This is a genomic window from Streptomyces sp. NPDC051662, assembly GCF_040681655.1.
Taxonomy (GTDB): Bacteria; Actinomycetota; Actinomycetes; order Streptomycetales; family Streptomycetaceae; genus Streptomyces.
This window is the reverse complement of the sequence record NZ_JBFAZD010000004.1, coordinates 190206-213504: the sequence shown is the minus strand read 5'-3', so window position 1 is coordinate 213504 and position 23299 is coordinate 190206. Positions and strand designations below refer to the sequence as shown.

General features: G+C 68.6%; 22 protein-coding genes and 1 riboswitch. Of the genes, 12 read left to right on the top strand and 10 right to left on the bottom strand.

Annotation, left to right across the window (positions count from 1 at the left end):
• Positions 1 to 4: 4 nt before the first annotated feature.
• Together AB0M67_RS08660 and hisC are read right to left on the bottom strand one after the other, a co-directional pair.
• The gene (locus AB0M67_RS08660; protein ID WP_365744059.1) at positions 5 to 1513 is read right to left on the bottom strand and encodes a cytochrome ubiquinol oxidase subunit I; all 1509 of its coding nucleotides are present in this window, start codon (positions 1511 to 1513) and stop codon (positions 5 to 7) included.
• A 252-nt stretch (positions 1514 to 1765) separates the two neighbouring features.
• Positions 1766 to 2860 (bottom strand): histidinol-phosphate transaminase, encoded by a 1095-nt coding sequence (hisC, locus tag AB0M67_RS08655; protein ID WP_365744057.1) that lies wholly within the window; start codon positions 2858 to 2860, stop codon positions 1766 to 1768.
• 368 nt (positions 2861 to 3228) lie between these two features.
• On the opposite strand from hisC, the gene AB0M67_RS08650 reads away from it, so the two are divergent.
• The 3 genes from AB0M67_RS08650 (at position 3229) to AB0M67_RS08640 (ending at position 6886) form a co-directional block, all read left to right on the top strand.
• Entirely contained in the window at positions 3229 to 4341 is a 1113-nt protein-coding gene (locus tag AB0M67_RS08650) for a LacI family DNA-binding transcriptional regulator (RefSeq protein ID WP_249951504.1), read from the top strand.
• Between the two features lie 451 nt (positions 4342 to 4792).
• On the top strand, positions 4793 to 5893 hold the full coding sequence (locus AB0M67_RS08645; protein ID WP_365744055.1) for a metallophosphoesterase: 1101 nt from the start codon (positions 4793 to 4795) through the stop codon (positions 5891 to 5893).
• Positions 5894 to 6040: 147 nt separating this feature from the next.
• Positions 6041 to 6886: a hypothetical protein gene (locus AB0M67_RS08640; protein ID WP_365744053.1), complete on the top strand. Its 846-nt coding sequence runs from the start codon at positions 6041 to 6043 to the stop codon at positions 6884 to 6886.
• Positions 6887 to 7057: 171 nt separating this feature from the next.
• Here the strand turns inward: AB0M67_RS08640 and thiC are convergent, their stop codons facing one another.
• Positions 7058 to 8899, bottom strand: coding sequence for a phosphomethylpyrimidine synthase ThiC (thiC, locus tag AB0M67_RS08635; protein ID WP_365744051.1), 1842 nt, complete (start codon positions 8897 to 8899; stop codon positions 7058 to 7060).
• Positions 8892 to 9037, bottom strand: a riboswitch (TPP riboswitch). Its footprint overlaps the gene before it by 8 nt.
• A 71-nt stretch (positions 9038 to 9108) precedes the next feature.
• Between thiC and AB0M67_RS08630 the strand changes: the two genes are divergently transcribed.
• Positions 9109 to 10575, top strand: a complete 1467-nt coding sequence (locus AB0M67_RS08630) for a YibE/F family protein (protein WP_365744049.1) — start codon at positions 9109 to 9111, stop codon at positions 10573 to 10575.
• 82 nt (positions 10576 to 10657) lie between these two features.
• Here the strand turns inward: AB0M67_RS08630 and AB0M67_RS08625 are convergent, their stop codons facing one another.
• The 4 genes from AB0M67_RS08625 to AB0M67_RS08610 form a co-directional block, all read right to left on the bottom strand.
• Positions 10658 to 11092: an SsgA family sporulation/cell division regulator gene (locus AB0M67_RS08625; RefSeq protein WP_129767327.1), complete on the bottom strand. Its 435-nt coding sequence runs from the start codon at positions 11090 to 11092 to the stop codon at positions 10658 to 10660.
• Between the two features lie 101 nt (positions 11093 to 11193).
• Positions 11194 to 11964, bottom strand: a complete 771-nt coding sequence (locus AB0M67_RS08620; RefSeq protein ID WP_365744047.1) for a helix-turn-helix domain-containing protein — start codon at positions 11962 to 11964, stop codon at positions 11194 to 11196.
• A 300-nt stretch (positions 11965 to 12264) separates the two neighbouring features.
• The gene (locus AB0M67_RS08615; protein WP_326611436.1) at positions 12265 to 12489 is read right to left on the bottom strand and encodes a DUF5326 family protein; all 225 of its coding nucleotides are present in this window, start codon (positions 12487 to 12489) and stop codon (positions 12265 to 12267) included.
• 213 nt (positions 12490 to 12702) lie between these two features.
• Entirely contained in the window at positions 12703 to 13020 is a 318-nt protein-coding gene (locus tag AB0M67_RS08610) for a cupin domain-containing protein (protein WP_030349859.1), read from the bottom strand.
• Positions 13021 to 13035: 15 nt separating this feature from the next.
• Here AB0M67_RS08610 and AB0M67_RS08605 point away from each other — a divergent pair, with 15 nt between their 5' ends.
• The 5 genes from AB0M67_RS08605 to AB0M67_RS08585 all read left to right on the top strand — a co-directional run bounded on the left by AB0M67_RS08605 (position 13036) and on the right by AB0M67_RS08585 (position 16738).
• On the top strand, positions 13036 to 13416 hold the full coding sequence (locus AB0M67_RS08605) for a phage holin family protein (RefSeq protein WP_365744044.1): 381 nt from the start codon (positions 13036 to 13038) through the stop codon (positions 13414 to 13416).
• 8 nt (positions 13417 to 13424) lie between these two features.
• Positions 13425 to 13937, top strand: a complete 513-nt coding sequence (locus tag AB0M67_RS08600) for a low molecular weight protein-tyrosine-phosphatase (protein WP_365744042.1) — start codon at positions 13425 to 13427, stop codon at positions 13935 to 13937.
• A gap of 17 nt (positions 13938 to 13954) precedes the next feature.
• Complete coding sequence (locus tag AB0M67_RS08595) at positions 13955 to 15076, top strand: cystathionine gamma-lyase (RefSeq protein WP_365744040.1); 1122 nt, start codon at positions 13955 to 13957, stop codon at positions 15074 to 15076.
• Between the two features lie 223 nt (positions 15077 to 15299).
• The gene (locus tag AB0M67_RS08590; RefSeq protein WP_365744038.1) at positions 15300 to 16193 is read left to right on the top strand and encodes a LysR family transcriptional regulator; all 894 of its coding nucleotides are present in this window, start codon (positions 15300 to 15302) and stop codon (positions 16191 to 16193) included.
• Positions 16194 to 16258: 65 nt separating this feature from the next.
• The gene (locus tag AB0M67_RS08585) at positions 16259 to 16738 is read left to right on the top strand and encodes an NUDIX hydrolase (protein WP_351392866.1); all 480 of its coding nucleotides are present in this window, start codon (positions 16259 to 16261) and stop codon (positions 16736 to 16738) included.
• An 82-nt stretch (positions 16739 to 16820) separates the two neighbouring features.
• Here the strand turns inward: AB0M67_RS08585 and AB0M67_RS08580 are convergent, their stop codons facing one another.
• Together AB0M67_RS08580 and AB0M67_RS08575 are read right to left on the bottom strand one after the other, a co-directional pair.
• On the bottom strand, positions 16821 to 18623 hold the full coding sequence (locus AB0M67_RS08580; protein ID WP_365744036.1) for a globin domain-containing protein: 1803 nt from the start codon (positions 18621 to 18623) through the stop codon (positions 16821 to 16823).
• 340 nt (positions 18624 to 18963) lie between these two features.
• Complete coding sequence (locus AB0M67_RS08575) at positions 18964 to 19602, bottom strand: HAD-IB family phosphatase (protein ID WP_365744034.1); 639 nt, start codon at positions 19600 to 19602, stop codon at positions 18964 to 18966.
• Positions 19603 to 19678: 76 nt separating this feature from the next.
• Between AB0M67_RS08575 and AB0M67_RS08570 the strand changes: the two genes are divergently transcribed.
• From AB0M67_RS08570 to AB0M67_RS08560, 3 genes are all read left to right on the top strand, one after another.
• On the top strand, positions 19679 to 20221 hold the full coding sequence (locus AB0M67_RS08570; RefSeq protein ID WP_365744032.1) for a DUF2269 domain-containing protein: 543 nt from the start codon (positions 19679 to 19681) through the stop codon (positions 20219 to 20221).
• A 5-nt stretch (positions 20222 to 20226) separates the two neighbouring features.
• Positions 20227 to 21093 (top strand): GNAT family N-acetyltransferase, encoded by an 867-nt coding sequence (locus tag AB0M67_RS08565; RefSeq protein WP_365744030.1) that lies wholly within the window; start codon positions 20227 to 20229, stop codon positions 21091 to 21093.
• Positions 21094 to 21259: 166 nt separating this feature from the next.
• On the top strand, positions 21260 to 21712 hold the full coding sequence (locus AB0M67_RS08560; RefSeq protein ID WP_365744028.1) for a GNAT family N-acetyltransferase: 453 nt from the start codon (positions 21260 to 21262) through the stop codon (positions 21710 to 21712).
• 157 nt (positions 21713 to 21869) lie between these two features.
• On the opposite strand, the gene AB0M67_RS08555 is transcribed toward AB0M67_RS08560, so the two are convergent.
• Positions 21870 to 23261 (bottom strand): serine hydrolase domain-containing protein, encoded by a 1392-nt coding sequence (locus tag AB0M67_RS08555; protein WP_365744026.1) that lies wholly within the window; start codon positions 23259 to 23261, stop codon positions 21870 to 21872.
• Positions 23262 to 23299: the final 38 nt, after the last annotated feature.

Here is a 23299-nt window from a genome sequence, read left to right as displayed (position 1 = left end):
CTCCTCAGTACGAGAAGGCCATCGGCCGGTCGGCGTCCGTGTGGTCGCCGCCGATCTTGGTGGGCGGGTTGAGGTCGGCGTCCGTGAGCTCCGGCGGCCCGGCCTTGACGTACTTGACCATCAGCCTGACCTCGATGACCGCGAGGACCGCGTACAGCAGGGTGAAGACGATCATCGAGGTGAGCACCTCCGCCTGGGAGACGCCGGGGGAGACGGCGTCGGCGGTGCGCAGCACTCCGTACACGACCCATGGCTGGCGTCCCGTCTCGGTGAAGATCCAGCCCCAGGAGTTGGCGATCAGCGGGAAGAGCAGCGTCCAGAGCGCGGTGATCCAGTACCACTTGGCGAATCTCGGGCTGAGCGCCTTGGTCCGGAAGAGCACCAGATTCGGCACTTCGTCCTCGCCGGTCCGCAGAGCGGATGGCAGCAGGAACTTCTTGCGCGTCAGCCAGAGCCCGAGCGCGCCGATGGCCAGGGACGCCATGCCGAAGCCGATCATCCAGCGGAACGACCAGTAGGCGACGGGGATATTGGGCCGGTAGTCGCCGGGGCCGAACTTCTCCTGCTCGGCCTTGTTGATGTCGTTGATACCGGGGACGTGCGAGGTGAAGTCGTTGTTGGCGAGGAAGGAGAGCATCCCGGGGATCTCGATGGCGACTTCGTTGTGCCCCTTGTCGACATCCCCGTAGGCGAACAGGGAGAACGGCGCGGGCGCCTCGCCGTCCCAGAGCGCCTCGGCAGCGGCCATCTTCATCGGCTGCTGCTTGAACATGACCTTGCCGAGGGTGTCACCGCTGACCGCGGTGAGCAGTCCGGCCACCATGACGGTGATCAGGCCGAGGCGCAGTGAGGTCCGCATCACCGGGATATGGCGCTTGCGGGCCAGATGGAAGGCCGCGATACCGACCATGAAGGCGCCGCCGACGAGGAAGGCGGCCGTGAGCGTGTGGAAGAACTGCGTGAGCGCCGTGTCCTGGGTGAGCACCGCCCAGAAGTCGGTGAGTTCGGCCCGTCCGGCTTCCTTGTTGATCCGGTAGCCGATCGGATGCTGCATCCAGGAGTTGGCCGCGAGGATGAAGTAGGCGGAGAGGATCGTGCCGATCGAGACCATCCATATACAGGCCAGATGGATCTTCTTGGGCAGCTTGTCCCAGCCGAAGATCCACAGCCCGATGAAGGTGGACTCGAAGAAGAAGGCGATCAGCGCCTCGAAGGCGAGCGGGGCTCCGAAGACGTCTCCGACGAACCGCGAGTAGTCGGACCAGTTCATCCCGAACTGGAACTCCTGCACGATGCCGGTGACGACACCCATCGCGATATTGATCAGGAAGAGCTTGCCCCAGAACTTCGTGGCCTTGAGGTACTTCGGGTTTTCCGTGCGCACCCACGCGGTCTGCAGCCCCGCGGTGAGTGCGGCGAGCGAGATCGTCAGGGGGACGAAGAGGAAGTGGTAGACGGTGGTGATGCCGAACTGCCATCGCGCCAGGGTCTCCGGCGCCAGAGCGAGGTCCACGTCATCTCTCCTTACATCACATCGCCGTGGTCACGACGGCGGCCTGTCCCATTTGCCCAGGGCGTAACGCCAGGAACCGGGACACGCTTGTGAAAGCGTTCACATTCACAAGCATTATGTCGCACAGCCTTCCGGATCTTCGCGTGGGGGGGGGTCCCCTCCACGGAGAGACCCGTGGGAACGCCCCGGAAGAGGCCCCGGGAACGCCGAAGGGCGGCCTCGAAGAGACCGCCCCACGCCCCACGCTCCGGACTACAGCTCCTTGCGGAACGCCTCGGCCGTCCGCAGGAAGAGATCATTGGCCTCGTTCTCGCCGACCGTGACCCGGACGCCCTCGCCCGCGAACGGCCGTACGACCACACCGGCCGCCTCACACGCCGCGGCGAAGTCCAGCGTGCGCGCGCCCAGCCGCAGCCAGACGAAGTTGGCCTGTGTCTCGGGCACGGTCCAGCCCTGCCCGACCAGCCCCCGGTAGACCCGCTCCCGCTCGGCGACCAGCGAGCCGACCCGCCCCAGCAGCTCGTCCTCGGCGCGCAGCGAGGCGACCGCTGCCTCCTGTGCGATCTGGCTCACACCGAACGGAACCGCGGTCTTCCGCAGCGCGGCGGCGACCGGCTCATGGGCGACCGCGAAGCCGACCCGCAGGCCGGCCAGCCCGTACGCCTTGGAGAAGGTGCGCAGAACGGCCACATTCGGCCGGTCGCGATAGATGTCGATCCCGTCAGGAACCGCACCGTCGCCGCCCTCGGCGGCCCGGATGAACTCGCGGTACGCCTCGTCCAGCACCACCAGCACATCGCCGGGCACCCGGTCCAGGAACCGTTCCAGCTCGGCCCTGCGCACCACCGTGCCGGTCGGGTTGTTCGGGTTGCAGACGAAGATCAGCCGCGTCTTGTCGGTGATCGCCTCGGCCATCGCGTCCAGGTCGTGCACCTCGCCCGCGGTCAGCGGCACCTTTATCGACGTGGCGCCCGAGATCTGCGTGATGATCGGGTAGGCCTCGAAGGAGCGCCAGGCGTAGATGACCTCGTCACCGGCGCCCGCGGTGGCCTGAAGCAGCTGCTGGGCGACGCCCACCGAGCCGGTGCCGGTGGCCAGATGCGAGACAGGCACCCCGAAGCGGTCGGCCAGCTCGTTCATCAGGCCGGTGCAGGCCATGTCCGGGTAGCGGTTGAAGACACCCGCGGCCGAGATCGCCTGCTCCATGACCCCGGGCAGCGGCGGATAGGGGTTCTCGTTGGAGGACAGCTTGTACGCGACGGGTCCGCCGGCCGCCGCGGGCTTGCCCGGCTTGTACGTGGGGATGCCGTCCAGCTCGGCACGCAGCTTGGGGCTCGTCTCACTCACCGCAGGTCCTCCTCGGCCGTTCACGGGTCCTTACATCTTCAATACTGCTCACCTTATGAGGATTCGGGGCCCCTGCGAATGGCGGGCACCGGGAAAGCCCCCAGGGGTGGGGCGCGCTCGCCTTCCCGGCGCGCGCCGGTGGCCTGCGCCGTGGCGCGCATCCCTCGTAGAGGTGAGTTGAGACCTCTTCGAAACATGGGCCCTTCGACAGGTCCATGCCGCTCCTTGCATGGCAGAGCAATGCGAAACCCATCAACCTCCTTTTTTCCAAGCTTGTTCATTATTTTTGATCATGCAGAAACGTGCCTGCTGCCGGGTGCATATGCGACCGGCCCCACCGCCCCTCAGCGCCCTACTATCGGCTCGCCATGACAGCAGCAGGGAAACACCAGGTGAGCCGGACGGACACAACCCGCCGGGGCAGCCGGCAAAGTCGGGCGGGCATCCGGGACGTAGCCGCCGCAGCCGGTGTCTCCATCACGACTGTCTCGGACGCGCTCAACGGCAAGGGACGGTTACCCGACGCCACCCGACGCCATGTCCGAGAAGTCGCAGAGCGCCTCGGCTACCGGCCTTCCGCCGCCGCCCGAACCCTCCGTACCGGCAAGTCAGGGCTCATCGGCCTGACCGTGACCACATACGGGGATGAACCTTTCACCTTCACCGAGTTCGCCTACTTCGCCGAGATGGCCAGGGCCGCGACCTCCGCCGCGCTCGCCCGCGGTTACGCCCTCGTCATCCTCCCCGCCACCTCCCGCCATGACGTCTGGTCGAACGTCGCCCTCGACGGCACCGTCGTCATCGACCCCTCCGACCACGATCCGGTCGTCACCGAACTCGTCCGCCAGGGCCTTCCCGTCGTCTCCGACGGCCGGCCCGCGGGCACCCTCCCCGTCACCGCCTGGGTCGACAACGACCACGAGGCGGCCGTCCTCGAACTGCTCGACCATCTCGCCGCGGCCGGAGCGCGCAGGATCGGCCTGCTCACCGGCACCACCACGGACACCTACACCCGGCTCTCCACCACCGCCTATCTGCACTGGTGCGAGCGCGTCGGCCAGGACCCGGTCTACGAGTCCTATCCCGCCCATGACCCGTGCGCCGGGGCCGTCGCCGCCGACCGGCTGCTGGCCCGTCCCGACCGCCCCGACGCCGTCTACGGTCTCTTCGACCCCAACGGCACCGACCTGCTCGCCGCCGCCCGGCGCTACGGGCTGCGCGTTCCCGAGGATCTGCTGCTGGTCTGCTGCAGCGAGTCCACGGTCTACGCCGCGACCGAACCGCCCATCACCACGCTCTCGCTCAAGCCGCGCCGTATCGGTACCGCCGTCATCCAGCTCCTGATCGACGCCATCGAGGGGATCGACAACGGCCGGCCGGTCGAGCAGGTGATACCGACCGAACTGATCATCCGGACCTCTTCCCAACGGCGGCCCCCGCGCACCACGGTCAGCGCGCCCCGGTCCCCCGCGGGCGACTGACCGGGGGCCGAGAGCTGAGGCCCGCCGAGGCCCGAGGACAACGGACGGTACGGTCCCCGGGCCTGTGGAGCGGTCCCGGAGACCTGTCGGGCGGCCCGGAGAACCGCCCCACGGTCCCGGAGATTCTCGGGCGGGCCCAACGACTCGCCGGAACAGACCCGGAGACTCGCCGAACACCCTCGACGACTCGCCGAACTGTGCCGGAGACTCACCGCCCCAGAGGCCGGAAGAAGGACCAGACCTTTTCGCAATTCGGGCGATCGGCGTGAAAACAGCCGTTGAACCCGAGGTCCCGCCGAATTCTCCCCCCTGGTGCGTCACAGAGCGGGAGCGGCGTTCCTATGATGGGCGCACGACACCACGGACCTCGTCCTACCTGCGATGGGCTCACCCCCATCCAGCCCGGCGGGCCCGAGAGGTGTACGGCGGCGCGACGGTGGTGGAGGGGTCGATGACACAGGGGGCCGGCGAGGGACCCGTGGTGCGGACGGCGACGTTGCGCGACTTCCGCGTACCGCCGTACGCGCAGGTTCCCGTGCAGTCCGGAGAGCCCGGACCGTCCGGCACACCGGCCGACGGCCCGTCAGGGCATCCCGGCAACGCGATCCCGGACCACGAACCGCCGGAGGGCTACACCCCCACCGAGCGCGACCTCCCGGTGATCAACCGCGGGGACACGGTCCAGGTACGGGTCGACGCCGTGGAGCCCTCGGCGCCCGACGGCCGCGGCCCGCTCTACGCCGTCGGCGATGTGCACGGCTATCTCGACGAACTGGTCGCCGCGCTGGCCGCGCAGGACCTCATCGACGCCGACGGCCACTGGGCGGCGGGCAACGCCCGGCTCTGGTTCCTCGGCGACTTCACCGACCGCGGCCCCGACGGCATCGGTGTCATCGACCTCGTCATGCGGCTCTCCGCGGAGGCGGCGGCGGCCGGTGGCTACTGCAAGGCCCTGATGGGCAATCACGAACTGCTGCTCATCGGCGCCAAGCGATTCGGCGACACGCCCGTCAGCTCAGGTGCGGGTACCGCCACTTTCCAGGCCGCCTGGCTGCTCAACGGCGGTCAGCGGACCGATATGGAGCGCCTCCAGGATGTCCATCTGCAGTGGATGTCCCGGCTCGACGCGGTTGTCGAGGAGGACGAGCATCTGCTGATGCACTCCGACACAACGGCTTATCTCGACTACGGATCCACCATCGAGGACGTCAACGACACCGTCCATCAGATCCTCACCCGCAATGACGCCGACGAATGCTGGGATTTGTTCCGTAAGCTCACCAAACGCTTCGCGTTCCGTGACGACGGCGGGCCGCAGGCCGTGCGCGAACTGCTTTCCCAGTACGGCGGACAGCGCGTCGTGCACGGACACAGCCCCATTCCCTATCTGCTCGGCGAAGTCGGTACAGAAGACGCTTCGGACGACGAAGGCGACACAGGCCCGCTGGTGGAAGGGCCGCACGTATATGCCGATGGACTTGCCATCGCGATGGACGGTGGGGTCACCATGGCGGGAAAGCTGCTGGTCGTACAGCTTCCGCTGGACGACTGAATCGATGTGTGACAGGTGAATTCCCGAAACCCCCTGTCACGCCCCGCCACAACAGCCCTACCATCGCCTTATCCGTAGCAGGCTCTCCTCCGTTTCCGCCAACTGCCCGTCCCACGCGGGCGAACCGGCCCTACGGAGCATCGGGGGATGCACATGAACAGCGCTCCACACCTGCTGAGCGAGGATCGCGCGGATTTCGAGCGAATCCTCGACGAGGCACTGCGCCAAACACATGACCGTGCGGAACTCGCCGCGGTCGGACAGCGGCTCACCAGCGAGCAACTGCGCACGATGGCCCTGAGCGCCACGGCGCTGATCACCACGTCCGCCGCCGCGGAGTACGAGCATTTCGCGAAGGTCCGCGAGGAATTCCGCTCACCGGCGCCCTCTTCCTCATCGGCCCACGACGTCGCCTCGACCCCGTCGGGGAGCGAGGCTCCGGACGCCGGCGCGGGGCTCATGGCCGTTGTCGCCGTGCTGGCGCCGGTACTCGGCGGCACCGCGGCGGTGATCTTCCTGCTTGTCGGCTACCTCCTCAAAGCGCTCAGCCCGCCGCCCGCCTTCGCCCGCAGCATGGTCGCGGTCGGATGGTTCTTCGCCGCCGTGACCGTCGTCGGCCTCCTGGTCGCCGCGGTCGGTCTGCTCGTCACGGCCCTGCGCAATACCGCGACCCAGCTTCCTGCCGAGGACTCGTGGGGCGGCGAGTTGCCCGACGAGGTGGCCCGCGCGCGAGAGGCCTGGCGCCAGGCCCTGCTGGAGCGCGGCATCCTGCCCTTCCTGCGGGCGGCGTTGGCCGACCCGAGCGCCGGCACCCCGGCCGCCCCGCCCGTACCGCGCCAGACACCGCCGGCGAAGCACCTGCCCAAGATCGGCTACAGCCGCCCGGACTTCTCCAGCCCGGACGAGGGCTCGACCGACGGCAGGCGTCCGACGTTCAGCAGCCCGGACTTCTCCAGCCCCGACTTCGGCGGTCCGGAGCACCGGCCGGAGTAGCCCCCGGCCGGTGCTCGGTCCACGCGACGCCTCGACCGCGGAAGCGCCCCGGTGAAAGACGCCCCAGCGACAGGGGTCCCGGCGACGGACACCCCGGCCATGGACGCCCCAGTGAAAGACGCCCCGACGACCGACGCCCTGGTGCCAGACGCTCTGGTGACGGACGCTCGCTCAGTCCGCGAGCGGCAGATACACCCGGTTGCCCGCCGCGGCGAACTCCTTGGACTTCTCCGCCATGCCCGCCTCGATCTCGGCGGGCTCCATCCCGGCGGCCTCCGTCCCGGCCGACTCCATCTCACCGCCGTGCCTGCGCCTGATGTCCTGCGAGATCTTCATCGAGCAGAACTTGGGGCCGCACATCGAGCAGAAATGCGCCGTCTTCGCCGGTTCGGCCGGCAGGGTCTCGTCATGGAACTCCCGTGCCGTGTCCGGGTCGAGGGCCAGATTGAACTGGTCCTCCCAGCGGAACTCGAACCGCGCGTCGGACAGCGCGTCGTCCCACTCCTGCGCCCCCGGATGCCCCTTGGCGAGGTCCGCCGCATGCGCCGCGATCTTGTATGTGATGACCCCGGTCTTCACATCGTCGCGATCCGGCAGTCCGAGGTGCTCCTTGGGCGTGACGTAGCAGAGCATCGCCGTGCCCCACCACGCGATCATCGCCGCGCCGATGCCGGAAGTGATGTGGTCGTACGCCGGGGCCACATCGGTCGTCAGCGGGCCGAGCGTGTAGAACGGCGCCTCCTCGCAGATCTCCTGCTGAAGGTCGATGTTCTCCTTGATCTTGTGCATCGGGACATGCCCCGGGCCCTCGATCATCGTCTGTACGCCCAGTCGCTTCGCGGTCGAGTTGAGCTCGCCCAGCGTGCGCAACTCGGCGAACTGCGCCTCGTCGTTGGCGTCCGCGATACAACCGGGCCGCAGGCCGTCACCCAGGGAGTACGTCACGTCGTAGGCCGCGAGGATCTCGCACAGCTCCTCGAAGTTCTCGTATAGGAACGACTCCTTGTGGTGCGCGAGACACCAGGCGGCCATGATCGAACCACCGCGCGAGACGATCCCCGTCTTACGACGGGCCGTCAGCGGCACGTAGCGCAGCAGCACTCCGGCGTGCACCGTCATGTAGTCGACGCCCTGCTCGGCCTGCTCGACGACCGTGTCCTTGTAGATGTCCCAGGTCAGCTCCTCGGCCTTGCCGTCCACCTTTTCGAGCGCCTGGTACAGCGGGACGGTGCCGATGGGGACGGGGGAATTACGCAGCACCCACTCCCGGGTGGTGTGGATATTGCGGCCCGTCGAGAGGTCCATGACCGTATCCGCGCCCCACCGCGTCGCCCAGGTCATCTTCTCCACCTCCTCCTCGATGGAGGAAGTGACGGCGGAATTGCCGATATTGGCGTTGACCTTCACCAGGAACCGCTTGCCGATGATCATCGGCTCGATCTCCGGGTGATTGACGTTGGCAGGCAGTACGGCCCGCCCGGCGGCGATCTCCTCACGGACGACCTCCGGGGATACGTTCTCCCGGATCGCGACGTACTCCATCTCCGGGGTGATGTCACCGCGCCGGGCATACGCGAGCTGCGTCACCGGCTGCCCGTCCCGGCTCCGCCTGGGCTGGCGCGACCGGCCGGGGAAGACCGCGTCGAGTCCCCGCAGATCGGTCGATCCGCTCCGGAGCAGCCCCCCGCGCGGGGAGGTGTGCTTGAGCCCGTCGTCCTCGGGACGGACCGGTCGGCCCGCGTACTCCTCGGTGTCACCGCGACCGATGATCCAGTTCTCGCGCAGCGGTGCGAGACCCCGTCGTACGTCGGTTTCGACGCCGGGATCGGTGTACGGACCCGACGTGTCGTACAGCGTCACGTCCTTGCCGTTGGTGAGATGCACTTGGCGGACCGGCACCTGGAGGTCCGGGCGTGAACCCTGGACGTATCCCTTGTGCCAGCCGATGGACTTTCCGGTCTCGCTCGGATTCCCCGAGTCGGAGGCAGACGGATGTGTGTCCTGAACGGTCATGAGACCTACTCCCTACGCCGGCATTACCCGGTAACAGGTTCAGCGGTCGGCGCAGCGCAGGTGTCCGGGGAAGTACCCCCGGGACCACACAGTCAGCGCCCTCTCAGCCCGGTGCTCCGAGCTCCCGCGTGTGCAAAGGTTGCCTCCACGCTAGCGTCATATCCGGCGTGCTGAACAGAGGGCCTCTTCCTTCTTGCGATGATCGGTCGGTGACCCCTCCCCAGCAGACTCACGAAGCGCACGGCCACTCGCACAGCCATGGGCCGGCCGCTCCGGTCTCCCAGCACCTCCGCAAGGTCATCGCGGCGGTCCTGATTCCGTTCGCGGCAGCTGTGGCCGTCGGGCTGGCCGTGCTCTGGCCGGGCAGCGCCCCGGCCCATGAGCGCACCGGTGTGGGCTTCGACCGGCAGACGGAACAGGGCCAGGTCGTACGGATCGAACGGGTCGACTGCAAGGACGTCAACGCCTCCCAGCTCCCGTCGACGGGCGACCTCACCAAGCCCCAGGGGCGTGAGGCGCAGCAGGCGGAGACCGGGGAGTGCAAGAAGGCCACGGTCGAGGTCACGACTGGCAAGGAGAAGGGGCGTACCTTCATCGAGGTCGTCCAGCCGGACGCGCCCCGGCAGTTTCACGTGAAACAGGGTGTCGTGGTGGCATACGCACCCGATGCACCGCGGGATCTCCAGTACTCCGTTACGGACGTGGACCGTAAGTTCCCGCTGACGCTGCTGGCCGGGATCTTCGCGCTCGTCGTGGTCGTGGTGGGGCGGATGCGCGGCATCATGGCGCTGGTCGCGCTCGTCGCCTCGTTCGCCATTCTGACGCTCTTCATCCTGCCCGCGATTCTGCAGGGATCGAACCCGCTGATCGTGGCGGTCGTCGGGGCCAGCGCGATCATGCTGATCGCCCTCTATCTCTGCCATGGCCTGACGGCGCGTACCTCGGTCGCGGTCCTGGGCACGCTGATCTCGCTGCTGCTGATCGGACTGCTGGGGTCGGTCTTCATCGGCTGGGCGAGCCTGACCGGCAATACCGATGACAACACCGGGCTGATCCATGGCCTGTATCCCGAGATCGATATGAGCGGTCTGCTGCTGGCAGGCGTGATCATCGGTTCGCTCGGCGTGCTGGACGATGTGACGGTGACCCAGACCTCGGCGGTCTGGGAGCTGCGTCAGGCGGATCCCTCGATGGGGCCACGCGCGCTCTACCGGGCGGCCATCCGGATCGGCCGGGACCATATCGCCTCGGTGGTCAATACGCTCGTCCTCGCCTACGCGGGCGCGGCGCTGCCGCTTCTGCTGCTCTTCTCGATCGCGCAGTCGAGCATGGGAACGGTCGCGAACAGCGAGCTGGTGGCGGAGGAGATCGTCCGGACCCTGGTGGGCTCGATCGGCCTGGTCGCGTCGGTGCCGGTCACGACGGCGCTGGCGGCGCTGGTGGTCTCCTCCGACCGGCAGGCCCCGGAGGCGCCCGCCACGGCACCGTACCCGGCGCCTACGGGGCCGGGCCCCGGGGCGGCTTCCCCGTCCGGACCGGATTCCGCACCCGGCCAGGGCCCAGTGCCTGGACCGGGTTCATCGCCTGGACCGGGCCCAGCGGCGTCCCTCTCGGTGCCGGGACAGAACGCGCTGACCCGCAAGCTCGGTGGCAGGGGACGCCGGCGCAAGAAGTGACCACGCGGGGCCGGACGGCCGGTCAGCCGTCAGCCGGGTCAGCCGGGCCGACAGGGCAACGAGGTCTGCCAGGTCAACCGGGTCAGCCGGCGTTCTCCTCGGCGAGGATGCGGCCGAGTGCCTCCTCCAGATTGCCCTCGAAGTCACTGAGCGTGCGCTCCTGACCGAGCGGAACCAACCGGTCCGTACGGTCGAGGAAGGCCACCAGCGGCGCCGCGCTGACCCGGAAGAGGGCGTGGTCGTCGCCGACCTGGAGCCGCATATGGACGTCGGAGAGGTCCTCCGGAGTGGTCGGCGCGATATGCACATCGCCGTCCCCACTGGGCGTGTTGATTCCGTCGAGCAGCAGCTCACGGCCGAAAGTCCAGGTCACGGGGGCATCGCCGGGCAGATGGAAGGTCATCCGCACGGCATAGGGATCCCTCATCTCGTAGTGGAGTTCCACCGGGATTCGGAACGAGAGCTCCTCGGAGACGAGGAAGCTCATCAGGACCTCGGCCTGGACCGACTCGCGCATCGTGTACTCCGGAGTAGATGAAGCAGTGGCTGGGAATGATCCCGTGGATCCCCTTGACGCAATCGTGCTGTAAGCGCTAGCAGATCACAAGGAGTAATTTTTCAGATACTGATAGAGAAGGCGAGAGAGCTCGCCAGTGATTCGATCTCTCTACGTAACCGTTCGATCGCCGGAAGCAGTCGCTCCTGTTGATGGAGTGGTACGGAAATGGCCACTGAGCCCGCGGTGACTCCGGCCTGGATCGGTACGGCCGCGCAGACGGTACCGAGCCGGTACTCCTGGCGCTCCACCACCGGCTCGGCCGGTCCCAGCGAGCCGAGGCGCGCCAGCAGCGTCCCGCGGTCCGGCACGGAGTAGGGCGTGAGCGGGCGGACGGGATAGCGGTCCAGATGATCGCGGCGGGATTCCTCGTCGAGCCGGCTGAGCAGACACTGGCCGAGCGCGTGCGCGTGCCCCGTCTCACGGATGTCCGCGCCATGGGCGACCGCCGGGGCCGCGGGGCTGTCCGCCACGGAGACGAGATCGATCTCACCGTCGTCGTAAACCGCGAAGTACACCGGGACGCCGGTCGCCTCATGCCATCGGCCGAGCGATTCGGTGATCTTGCTGCGACGATTCTGCTGGCCGTCACCGTGTGCCAGCCGCTGTACGGCGTCGCCGAGGAGAAAGACGCCCTTCTCACGGCGGAGATAGCCCTCGTGGGCCAGCGTGCGCAGCAGGTGGTAGGCGGTGGGAAGCGGCAGTCCGGCCTCGCGTGCGAGCTGCTTCGCGGGAGCCCCGTCCGGATGGGAGCCCGCCGACTCCAGCAGTCGCAGCGCCCGCTGTACCGAACCGATCAGAGTCGGGGCTGTGGTACGTGCAGCTGTGGCCATAGGTCACCCCCAGGCGTGCTGACGGGCGCGAGCCCGCCCGCGGGGGCCGCCCCCGCGCGCCCGCCGCACCCCTGAGGGAACCGAGGGACCGAAGGAACCTTGGGGCGGACCCGAGGAACCTTGAGGCCCCGCCCAGAAAAATCGCACAAACCAATGGTCAGAGCGATCGTCAATGCTGTTTTCCCAGGGCGCGGCAGTGGTTTGCCACTCTAGGGGCAGGCCGGGGTGAGGGATGGTTTCCCCTTCACCTTTCCCTCGCGCGGGCTAACGGCCGTTCGAGCCGGGAGCCCGCCGGGGCCCCTACCAGTCGCCGCGTGACGAGGAGGATGAGGAAGACATGAACTTCCGTACGACATAGACCAGTCCACCGACCAGAGCCACCAGGATCAGCACCTTGAAGAGCAGGCCGACCACGATCGAGATGACCGTCGTGATCAGTCCGCCGAACACGACAAGGACGATCACGGGAACCGCGATCCACTTCACCCACCAGGGCAGCCCTGTGAGTACGTCCCGAACCGCCATCGTCCTTACCTCGCTTCGCCGAGAGCCGAGTATCCATCCTGCTCTCTCGATGCTAGAGCCGAGGGAGCGGTGGCGGAGGCCCCGCGGCCCCCGATCTCCCCTGATCCGACCCTGAGGCGGTCCTGAGGGTCGGGAGGATCGGGAGACGGACGGGGGCGCTGGGGCAGGGACGGCGGAGAAGCGGAACGAACGGGAGGGGCGGAGGGGCGGCGATCAGCCCTCGGGCGGGGAGAACACGACCATCACCCGCAGATCCTCGGTGATGTGATGGAACTTGTGCGCGGTTCCGGCCGGCACATACACCACACTTCCCCTGCTGACCTGCGTGGTCTCCATCCCGACGGTGAGCGAGGCGCGACCGCTCACGACGAAGTACACCTCGTCCTGCCGGTGCGGCTGCTGCGGGTCGCTCGCGCCGGCGTCCAGCGCGTACAGGCCCACAGACATGTTGCGTTCCCGCACAAACTGCAGATACGCCCCGTCGTTGGCGGCACGTTCCGCCTCCAGCTCATCCAGTCGGAATGCCTTCATGCCACGATCAGACACATGATGAATTTCCTAGTCAAGACGATCGCCAACGCGGGTGCCCTGGCAGTCGCGATCTGGCTTCTCCAGAACATCACCCTGACCGGCGACAGCACCGGCAAGAAGGTCCTGACGCTGGTGCTCGTCGCCGTGCTCTTCGGCGTGGTCAACTTCATAGTCAAGCCGGTGGTGCAGCTGCTGACACTGCCGTTGTTCATCCTGACGCTCGGGCTGATCACGCTGGTGATCAACGCCCTGATGCTGCTGCTGACGTCGTGGATCGCGGACAAGCTCGACCTGAGCTTCCATGTCGAGGGCTTCTGGACAGCCGTGCTCGGCGGTCTGATCATCTCGATCGTGTCGTGGGCGCTGAACGTCGTGCTCCCCGACGGCAAGGACTGAGCGGCCCCATGACCTCTCCGTATCGCGTCTGCTTCGTCTGCACGGGCAATATCTGCCGCTCGCCCATCGCCGAGTCCGTCTTCCGCGCACGGCTGACGGAAGCCGGCCTCGACAGCCTGGTCGAGGTGGACAGCTCGGGCACCGACGGCTGGCACGAAGGCGACGGCGCCGACCCGCGTGCCCTCGCCGTACTCGACACGCACGGCTACGACAGCGACCACACCGCACGGCAGTTCCACGCCTCGTGGTTCGCGCGGCTCGACCTGGTGATCGCACTGGACGAAGGCCATCTGCGCGAGCTGCGGCGCCTCGCACCGACCCCCGGGGACGCGGCGAAGGTGCGCCTGCTGCGCTCCTACGACCTCTCCCTCGACGACTCGGGCGAACCGTCCGGCGATCTCGGCGTACCCGATCCGTACTACGGCGGGAGCGCCGGGTTCGAGGAGTGTCTGGAACTGGTGGAGGCGGCGAGCGAAGGGCTGCTCGCCGCCGTACGGAACGCGATCGAGAAGGCGGCATGAGCGAGCCAGGAGACGGTATGAGCATCGGGGACGGCACCCGAGCGGTACGGGCAGGACTGCCCGACCCCGTGAAGTACGAACCGACCCTGCCAGGACCGGTCTTCGCCGCCCACTACCACCTGCCGGGCGAGCCGAACGGCCCCTACACCTACGGCCGGGACGAGAACCCGACCTGGACGCATCTGGAACGCGCCATCAGCGAGCTGGAGGCACCGGGGGAACCGGTCGAGACCGTCGTCTTCGCCTCCGGGATGGCGGCGATCTCGGCGGTGGCCTTCTCCCAGCTGCGGGCCGGTGAAACGATCGTCCTGCCGGACGACGGCTACCAGGCACTGCCGCTGCTGCGGGAACGCCTGGAGGCGTACGGCGTGACGGTACGAACCGCGCCGACCGGCGCGGATGCCCAACTGCGCGTCCTGGAAGGGGCGCGGCTGCTCTGGATCGAGACACCGTCCAACCCCGGCCTCGATGTCTGTGACATCCGGCGGCTGGTGAAGGCGGCGCACGGCGCGGGCGCGCTGGTGGCCGTCGACAACACTCTCGCCACGCCGCTCGGGCAGCGGCCGCTGGAACTGGGCGCGGACTTCTCGGTGGCGAGCGACACCAAGGGCATGACCGGCCACGGAGACATCCTGCTCGGCCATGTCACCAGCGGGGATCCGGAACTGGCGGCGGGCGTGCGGCGCTGGCGCAAGGTCGTCGGGGCGATCCCCGGCCCGATGGAGGCCTGGCTCGCGCACCGCTCACTGGCCACGCTCCAACTGCGCGTCGACCGGCAGTGCGCCGGCGCACTGGCACTGGCACAGGCGCTGGAGACACGCGCCGATATCGACGGGCTGCGCTATCCCGGCCTGCCCGGCGACCCCTCGTACCGCATCGCCTCCCAGCAGATGCGGCGCTTCGGCTCCGTGGTGTCGTTCGTGCTCCCCGACCGGGACTGGGCCGAGCGCTTCCTGGACGGACTGCGGCTGGTCGACGACGCGACAAGCTTCGGCGGCGTACGGTCCACGGCGGAACGGCGCGGACGGTGGGGCGGCGACGCCGTACCGGAAGGCTTCATCCGCTTCTCCGTCGGGGCCGAGGATCCCGAAGATCTGGTCGCGGACGTGCTGCGGGCGCTGGACGAGGCGGCTCCCTGAGCACACCCTCCTGACATGGCCGTCTCCGCGGGTGGACGGTCCGAGCCTCCCCCCTCATGGCTCGGACCGTCCCAGGTTCCACGCGCGGAGAACCATTTGCCCAAGGCTAGTTGACTCTGCGTCAGTGTCCAATCACAGTAGCGACAGCGACCTATCGACTTATTTATAGTTGACTGTCCGGAGTTGCCGCGGGGGCCGAGGCTCAAGACAGGAGAGCGGGAACATGGACCTGGCCCTGCTCCGCACCTTTGTCACCGTGCACCGCGCGGGCTCCTTCACCCGCGCCGCAGCGCTGCTCGGCCTCTCCCAGCCCGCGGTCACCGGCCAGATCAGAACCCTGGAACGACAGCTCGGCCGGCCGCTCTTCCTGCGCCAGGCCCGCGGGGTGACCCCCACCAGCATCGGCGACGAACTCGCCCAACGGGCCGCACCCCATCTCGACGCGCTCGTCGAGATCGCCGAGACCGGACTCGACGAGGAATCCGGCGTACGGACACTCCATCTGGCCGGGCCACCGGAGTTCACCTCCCTGCGGGCGCTGCCCGCGCTCACCCCGCTCACCACGCAGGGCCTCGCCCTGCGTACCTCCTTCTTCGGCAACCCCGAAGAGACCCTGGAGGGCCTGGCCGCCGGACACCACGATCTGGCCATCACCACGGCCCGGCCACGCGGCGGACTGCTCACCTCGACTCCACTCTGCGACGAGGAACACGTACTGATCGCCGCACCCCGCTGGGCGGCCCGGCTGGGCCATGACGTGCTGCGCGAGGGCCAGGTGGTGCTGGAGCAGCTGCCGGTGGTGGAGGTGCATGAATCCCTCCCGCTCGTCTCCCGCTACTGGGCGACCGTCTTCGAGTCCCAGCCGGCCGCCGCAGGCACCGTGATCGCCCCCGACCTGCGGGCCGTCCTCGAATGCACGGCGGCGGGCGCCGGACTGGCCGTGCTGCCCCGCTACCTCTGCGAAAGAGCGCTGGAGCGGGGAGAAGTGGTCGCGTTGCTCGATCCGCCCGTACCCCCGCTGCGCACCTACTTCCTGGTCGTACGCACCGGCACCCTCACCCTGCCCCCGGTCGCGCGAGCGCACGAATGGCTGCTGCGCGCCGCCGAGGAGTGGTGAGGGAAAGAACCGGCGGGGGTTCCGGCGGGAGTTTCAGAAGGGGGATCCCGGGCGAACCTCTTCCCATGACCGAAAGGCCCGTGGTCAAGCGCACCGCACGCGCCATCCTGCTCGACGGCGACGACCTGATCCTGATCAAACGCACCAAACCGGGGGTGGATCCCTACTGGCTCACCCCCGGCGGCGGAGTGGAGCCGACGGACACCACCGTCGTCGACGCACTCCACCGCGAAGTCCACGAAGAGCTCGGCGCCAAGATCATGGATGTGGTGCCCTGCTTCGTCGACACCGTGGAACACATCGCCGACGGCGGCGTGACCGGCGTCAAAGTGCAGCACTTCTTCGTCTGCCGGCTGGCGTCGATGGACCCCTCGCTGCGGCACGGCCCCGAGATCGAGGAGCCGCACGGCGAGTACGAGATCGTACGGGTGCCCTTCAGCCGCGTCGGCATCGCCGCCGTCCACCTCGTACCGCTGTCACTGCGGCACTACCTGGACGGCAATATCGAGGGCGTACGCGCGATGCACGCCCCCGACCTGGCCTGAGACCACCGGACCGGCCACGCCGCGGTCCCGCCGCGCCGCGCCGCGGTCCCTGCCCCGTCCGGCCTGATCCGAACGACAGGCCCTAGCCGACCGCCGACACCAGTTCCTCAAGGGAGTCGTGGCGGATCCGCTCCAACGGGATCCCGGCCCCCTTCAGCGCGTCGAGACTGCTGCGGATCATCCCGGGCGGCCCCGACAGATACGCGTCGTACTCATGCCAGGGACCGTAGTCGCGCACCGCCTCCGGAAGCTGCCCCGTAAGTCCCTGGCTGGGCCCCTCGGCGACCACCGGACGCACCGCCAGCCACGGATGCACGCTCTGGAGCCGCAGCATCGTCTCGATGTCGTACAGATCCTCGTCGTGGCGCGCACCGTAGAAGACGTGGACGGGGCGCCGGTGGCCGTGCTCGGCGACATCCTCGACGAGGGCCTTGATCGGCGCTATGCCCGTGCCGCCGCCCAGACAGAGCAGACCGTTGTCGGTGCTGTGGTCGACGGTCATCGAACCGGCCGGAGGGCCCAGCCGCAGAACGTCGCCGGGACGGGCGTGATGGACCAGCGCGTTGGAGACCCAGCCCGCCGGAACCGCCTTGACGTGGAAGGACAGCAGACCGTCCGGGCGGGGCGCGGAAGCGAACGAGTAGTGCCGCCAGACCCGAGGCCACCACGGCGTCTCCAGGCTGGTGTACTGCCCCGCCACGAACGGATACGGCTGATCGGGGCGGACCGTGACAACCGCGATGTCCGAGGTGCGCAGATCGTGCGAGACCACCTCGGCCTGCCACCAGGCCGGAGCGTGCAGCTCGTTCTCCGCCGCCGCGTCGATCATGATCTGCGAGATCGTGGTGTACGTCCTGACCCAGGCGCCCTCGGTCTCGTCGTCCCAACTGGCCGAGGCGTAACGGGACAGCGCGCCCAGAAGCGCCTCACCGACGGCGGGGTAGTGCGTGGCCTGCGTGCCGTACTTGCGGTGTCCCCGGCCCAGTTGGCGGAGATACCCCGTCAGCACGGCCGGCGAGTCCATGTGCTCGGCGGCGGTCAACAGCGCCTTGAGGAGCCGGTCACGCTGGGCATCCATGGCGACGGGAAACAGACCCCGCAGATCTGGGTGACGGACGAAGAGCAGCGAATAGAAGTACGAGGTGACCTGGTCGGAGACCGGAGCGATCTCGGCCAGCGTACGGCGGACCAGGATCGCGTCCGGGGAGGCGTCCGGGTCGTCCGCGGGAGCGGAGGGACCGACGGAAGCGGAGGGCTCGGGCGACGGGGCAGGGGCCCCGGCGGGCGATCGCGGCGCCGGAGCCTCGGGAGGCAGCGCGCCCGGCAGCGGTGCGGCCGGCTTCACTGCTGCTGGTGCGGCCTCGGAGGCCGGTCCGCCGCCGTTGCCGGCCGTCGTGGCGGGATCGGGAGCGGGGTCCGTGGCGGCAGTAGCGGGGTCCGCTGGTGCGGAGGCCGCTGCGGGAGGAGCCGCCTTCGCGGGGGCCTCTGCGGCCGGATGCTCGTGGACCGGCGGATGAGGGGCCGGTCCGTCCGCGCCGCGTACCCCCTTGCCGCGCGGCCGGAATGCCTCGGGAACGTCGTCCACCGGCCCCGGCTGCTGCCCGGCCGCCGTCTCCGCCCGTGCCTCATGCCCCGTGGCGCCCTCACGCGGGGGCGGAGCGGATCGTGCCGCCCCGGAGCCCACCGGGCGTATGGAGGCAAGCGAACGACCCGGAACGGGTATTCGCTCCCGCCCCGCCGCCTCCCGCGCGCCGTTCGCGGTCCCGGAGTCCGGCCGGTCCGGCCGGCTCTCGCCCTTCGGCGCTCTACGGGCCGCGAACCAACCGCCTCCTCCGCCGTCTCCAGAAGTGCCGTTGTCGGCCGACGTGGTGGTCGGAGCGTCCATGGTGTGCCTCGCCTCGAACATCTCTCGGTCGGTCTGCGCACTTCCGCTGGCCCGGAATACGCTAGCAATTCCCCGCTCTGACTAGGACTGTTGACAGCTCACGTTAACCTCCCCCGAAGCCCCAATTCGGGCACAAGGTGAAGGAGTGCGACATTGTCCGCACCGCCCCGACACGCAGCATGACAGGCCGGCTGACCACAGGGGACAAAGAGCGCGAAGTCCGGGCATCCACACCGGATTTACCGTTAAGCTGCATCGCTCCTGTGCTCATTCGCCGGATTCCCGCCGCGTATCCCGCGGCACCTCCGGGCCAGAGTATTACTGCCGCCGCCGTACCGGTTCACTGGAGCCGGACCAGTTCATAGGCCTCACGCAGATCGCCTCCTGTGTACGTGTGCGTAGCAAGCCCCGACAGATGGTGATCCGCATTCACCGCCACCGCCCGGGGCAGCGTCGCGAAGATCTCCGCGTCGGACATCGAATCACCGTAGGCAACACAGTCGTCCAGACTCACCCCGAACTCTGCACACAGCCGGTTCGCGATCTTCACCTTGGCGGCGGGGTTCAGAATGCCCGTCCGGTCGACCGGCTCGGTGAAAGGCAGCACCGGCCAGCGAGATCCATGCGCGGCATGCACACCCCACTCCAGCAGCCGCGCGACAAAGAAGTCGGGCGACAAGGAGATAACAGCGCAGTAATCCCCCCGCTTCCGGATATCCGCCCAGACCTCACGGATACCCAGCAGCCAGGGCGCGCCCTCGAAAGCCGCCGTCACCTGCGCCGTGGTGAGTTCGGCCCACAGCTCCCGCGCCCGCACCGCGAACTCGTCCGGCGCCAGCCCGAGGGACCGGAACTCACGCTCCAACTCGGCGATTTCGGCGCCCAGCCCCAGCTGCCGGGAAATCTCCACAGCCGCCGCCGAACCACGGATCAGCGTTCCATCGAGGTCGAAGAGATGAAGTCTGCGTACGCTCGCCATGTACGCCGAGGTTAGTACGCGCGGTTACTCCCGTGGGCAGACGCCCCATACTCCGCCGCAAGGCACCGTGTTTCACGTGAAACAACTCAAGCGGCCCGTGCGCCGGACCCTCCTCGTCGCCCATGTCGCCACATCCGTGAGCTGGCTGGGACTCACCCTCGGCCTCCTCACCCTCGGCGTCACCGCCTACCTCACCAACGACGCCACCACCACAGAGGCCGCCTATCGCGCCATGAAGATCTTCGCCGACTGGCTGATCATCCCCATCGCCCTGCTCGCCCTCATCAGCGGAGTGCTGCTCTCACTCGGAACCCCCTGGGGTCTGGCCCGACACCGCTGGGTGTGGACCAAGTTCTGGCTCACCCTGATCACCCTCGGGGCAACCGTCTTCGCCCTGCGACCGACCATCAGCGACGCCGCGGCTACCGGGCTCCCCAACAGCAGCCTCGTCGCCGCACCCACCGTGGCGAGCTGTGCCTACCTCTTCATGACAGCGATCTCCGTACTCAAACCCTGGGGACTCACACGGCGCGGCCGGCGTCTGCGGCGCGGGGCCCCATCCCGTCGTATCACTTCTCGTAAAGCGGTGGACGAACGATCACCGGCTCCGACAGCCTGATCCTTATGTCGACACCGCTCGCCGCACAGCCGATCCGCCGTCTGACCATGAGCGACCTCAAGTCCTGCGCTGACCTCGCCGAGGATCGCAGCTGGGCACGCGAAGAGCACAGATGGGGTCTGCTGCTCTCGGCGGGGACCGCCTACGGCATCGACGACCCGGCGGGCACAGGGCTGGCTGCCGTATGTGTCGTCACCTCGTACGGCCCCATGGACCACCCGGAGCTCGCCACCATCGGCATGCTGCTCGTCGCCGAACGGCACGCCCGCCAGGGGCTCGGGCGGCGGCTCATGAACCACATACTGCAGGGGGCCGGGAGCACGCAGCTCACTCTCTACGCCACCCCGCTCGGACGTCCGCTCTACGAAAAGCTCGGCTTCACCGATATCGGCGAAGCCGAGACGCTCCTCGGACACCTCCGGTCACCGGAGCACCCGCCGCGGATCGCCACCCGGCCCGCGTCCGCCAGCGACCTGCCGGCCCTCGTACGCCTGGACACCGAAGTCTTCGGAGCAGACCGCACTCACCTGATCGCGCGGCTCCCCGCCTTCGCCGACCGGCTCAGGGTCGCGGAGGAGGGCTCCACCCTCATCGGATACGCGGCGGTCTGGCCGTCGGCGGGCGCCGATGCCATCGGCCCCCTGATCGCCCGGGACACAGAGACAGCGAAAGCACTGATCTGCGGACTGGTCGCGGGCTCCGACCGACCGATTCGAACCGTCATCGACCCGGGCCACGAAGAACTGCTGAACTGGCTCAAAGAGCATGGCCTGAATTCGGTCACCCTCACCACGCTCATGACATACGGCGACCGGGAGCTGCCCGGCGACCGGTTCCGGCGGTTCGCACCACTGAACATGGCGACCGGCTGAGCCTCCCCGACCGATCGACCAGGGCCGCACGAAAGCCACAGGAGCACCGCAGGAGCTCCACAAGACGCCACGAGGCGCCACGGCACCGCTGGGCATCCCCGAAAGCCCTGAGACCGGCCGGGGCCCTCGTCCGGCCCGCGCCGCCCTCCGGCGTACTCTGCGGATCATGAGCGATCTGAACATACGGCCCGCCGCCCCCGACGACATCCCCGCCATCGTGGCGATGCTCGCCGACGACCCCCTGGGCGCCCAGCGCGAGTCCCCCGACGACCTCACCCCGTACACCGAGGCCTTCGAACGACTCGCCCGCGACCCGAACCAGCACATCGTGGTGGCCGAGCTCGACGGCCGGATCATCGGCACCCTCCAGCTCACGATCATCCCCGGACTCTCCCGGCGCGGCGCGACCCGCTCCATCATCGAGGCCGTACGCGTGCACGCCGATGAGCGTGGCAGCGGACTGGGCACCCGCTTCATCGAGTGGGCGGTCGACGAATCCCGCCGCCAGGGCTGCCAGTTGGTCCAGCTGACCTCCGACGCCAGCCGCACCGACGCCCACCGCTTCTACGAGCGGCTCGGGTTCAGCGCCTCGCATGTCGGTTTCAAGATGAGTATCTGAGACCGCATCCTCGCCGTCTCCATGATCACCAGAGCGAACTCATGTCCAACGGGTACCGCACTTCGAAGCCGCCTCCAGGCTTGCGGTTTCGGAGCCGCACGTGCTCCGGCGCCGACGGACCGGTGTGCCCGGTTTCACGTGAAACATCATGGTCTCCCTACTCTGCGAAGTCCCCGAGGCCGAGCCAGCCCTTCGGGTCCACGCCCCCGGGGACCACGTCGTCCGGCCCGTACGGCTCGCGCGTAAAAACGAACGACCCCAGGTCGAGATGGCTCACCGAACCGTCAGGGCGACGCACAACCCGCAGGGTCTCCCCCGCGTAGTAGCCATCGAGACCTCTCCAGTCGCCATCCGGCTGCACCACGAAGCGGGAACCACGCCCACCGCCTCGTAGCGGGTTCAGTTCCAGGCCCCGGTCCGACGACCACTTCAGCCCGAAGGGCTGCGTGCCCCAGTACCAGGGCCCGGTGAGATCCAGCAGTGCCCGGTCGGCCTCGGGCAGCGGACGCCACGGTTCGGGGATCCGCGGCTCCGCCTCCGCCACAATGCCGATGAGCTCGGCCGCGATCACCCCGACATACGGCCCCGAGGTGACATTGGCCAGCACCACCGCGGCCACGTCCTCCTCCACGCTGATCCACAGGCCGGCGACAAAACCGGGCAGTGAACCCGTATGCCCCACCAGCGTCCGGTCCCCCCATCGGGCAAGCTGCGTCCCGAGCCCGTAACCGCCGTTCCACTCCCCGGCCTCGGGCGGCGCGGCCGGCGTCCGCAGCTCCCGCACGGACTCCGCGCTCAGGACCCTCTCGTCCCCCTCCGCGAGGAAGACCGCGAAGCGGCAGAGATCGGCGGCCGTCGACCAGAGCTGACCGGCGGGGGCCATCAGACCCAGATCCTCCACCGGCTCGGGCAGCATCACATCGGCCCAGGGATGCACAGCCCAGCCGCCCGCGTGCGGAGCCACCGGCAGCGCGGACGTACGGTTCATGGACAGGGGCTCAAGAACCTCGTGCCTCAGCACCTCCTCCCAAGACGCCCCACGCACGGCCTCCACCAGCGAGCCGAGCAGCGTGAAGCCCGGATTGGAGTAGTGGTGGCGCCGTCCCGCCGGGTGCAGCACCGGCCGCTCGCCGAGGACATCCGCGAGCTCCGGGCGGAGTGATCCCGGTGTCCGCTCCCACCAGGGGGCCGGAGCCTCCGCGCTCAACCCCGCGCTGTGCCCCAGAAGCTGAGCGACCGTCACCTCGCCCACTCCGGTGCCCGGAAGATGCTTCTCCAGCGGATCATTCAGATCGAGCAGCCCCTCATCACGCAGCCGCAGCACCAGAACGGCGGTGAACGTCTTGGTGATCGACCCGATCCGGTACTGCGTATCCGCGTCCGGAGCATGACCCTCCACGCAACTACGGCCCCCCGTCCACACCATTCGCCCCCCCCGCGCCACCGCACCGACCAGTGACGGCGCACGGCCCTCGGCCTGAGCTCGGGCGATGCGGTGCAACAGGGCTCGACGCGTACTGGGCAGCAACTGTTCAGGAGAAGAGGTCATGCTCCACATCTACCGGCGACAACCCGCCCGGTCGACTT

Excerpts from the sequence above, each read along its gene's own strand:
- AB0M67_RS08650 (WP_249951504.1), top strand. The coding sequence starts at position 3,229 with ATGACAGCAGCAGGGAAACACCAGGTGAGCCGGACGGACACAACCCGC.
- AB0M67_RS08645 (WP_365744055.1), top strand. The coding sequence starts at position 4,793 with ATGACACAGGGGGCCGGCGAGGGACCCGTGGTGCGGACGGCGACGTTG.
- AB0M67_RS08640 (WP_365744053.1), top strand. The coding sequence starts at position 6,041 with ATGCACATGAACAGCGCTCCACACCTGCTGAGCGAGGATCGCGCGGAT.
- thiC (WP_365744051.1), bottom strand. The coding sequence starts at position 8,899 with ATGACCGTTCAGGACACACATCCGTCTGCCTCCGACTCGGGGAATCCG.
- AB0M67_RS08625 (WP_129767327.1), bottom strand. The coding sequence starts at position 11,092 with ATGCGCGAGTCGGTCCAGGCCGAGGTCCTGATGAGCTTCCTCGTCTCC.
- AB0M67_RS08620 (WP_365744047.1), bottom strand. The coding sequence starts at position 11,964 with ATGGCCACAGCTGCACGTACCACAGCCCCGACTCTGATCGGTTCGGTA.
- AB0M67_RS08615 (WP_326611436.1), bottom strand. The coding sequence starts at position 12,489 with ATGGCGGTTCGGGACGTACTCACAGGGCTGCCCTGGTGGGTGAAGTGG.
- AB0M67_RS08610 (WP_030349859.1), bottom strand. The coding sequence starts at position 13,020 with ATGAAGGCATTCCGACTGGATGAGCTGGAGGCGGAACGTGCCGCCAAC.
- AB0M67_RS08605 (WP_365744044.1), top strand. The coding sequence starts at position 13,036 with ATGATGAATTTCCTAGTCAAGACGATCGCCAACGCGGGTGCCCTGGCA.
- AB0M67_RS08600 (WP_365744042.1), top strand. The coding sequence starts at position 13,425 with ATGACCTCTCCGTATCGCGTCTGCTTCGTCTGCACGGGCAATATCTGC.
- AB0M67_RS08595 (WP_365744040.1), top strand. The coding sequence starts at position 13,955 with ATGAGCATCGGGGACGGCACCCGAGCGGTACGGGCAGGACTGCCCGAC.
- AB0M67_RS08590 (WP_365744038.1), top strand. The coding sequence starts at position 15,300 with ATGGACCTGGCCCTGCTCCGCACCTTTGTCACCGTGCACCGCGCGGGC.
- AB0M67_RS08585 (WP_351392866.1), top strand. The coding sequence starts at position 16,259 with ATGACCGAAAGGCCCGTGGTCAAGCGCACCGCACGCGCCATCCTGCTC.
- AB0M67_RS08580 (WP_365744036.1), bottom strand. The coding sequence starts at position 18,623 with ATGGACGCTCCGACCACCACGTCGGCCGACAACGGCACTTCTGGAGAC.
- AB0M67_RS08575 (WP_365744034.1), bottom strand. The coding sequence starts at position 19,602 with ATGGCGAGCGTACGCAGACTTCATCTCTTCGACCTCGATGGAACGCTG.
- AB0M67_RS08565 (WP_365744030.1), top strand. The coding sequence starts at position 20,227 with ATGTCGACACCGCTCGCCGCACAGCCGATCCGCCGTCTGACCATGAGC.
- AB0M67_RS08560 (WP_365744028.1), top strand. The coding sequence starts at position 21,260 with ATGAGCGATCTGAACATACGGCCCGCCGCCCCCGACGACATCCCCGCC.
- AB0M67_RS08555 (WP_365744026.1), bottom strand. The coding sequence starts at position 23,261 with ATGACCTCTTCTCCTGAACAGTTGCTGCCCAGTACGCGTCGAGCCCTG.